Annotated in this window: 1 protein-coding gene; it reads left to right on the forward strand. The window is 62.9% G+C overall.

Annotation, left to right across the window (positions count from 1 at the left end; genetic code table 11):
* On the forward strand, positions 1-229 hold a 229-nt coding region (locus FNJ47_RS49150; RefSeq protein ID WP_236000658.1), incomplete at both ends, for a transposase.

The following is a 229-nucleotide window of genomic DNA, read 5'->3' on the forward strand; positions in this document are numbered from 1 at the left end:
TGGGTGTGATGGATCGTTTGGTGTTGAGCGACGCAGGCTGGGAGCGGATGGCGCCGCTGATCATCGGCCGGCCTGACCAGAAGGGCTCGACTGGACGCGACAACCGGATGTTCGTGGAAGGGGTGCTCTGGATCGTGCGTACGGGCTGTCCCTGGCGTGATCTTCCGGAGGCGTTTGGGGATTGGAACAGCGTGTTCCGGCGCTTCAGTCGATGGAGTCGCAAGGGTGT

This window comes from Bradyrhizobium uaiense (genome assembly GCF_010811875.1).
Taxonomy (GTDB): Bacteria; Pseudomonadota; Alphaproteobacteria; order Rhizobiales; family Xanthobacteraceae; genus Bradyrhizobium; species Bradyrhizobium uaiense.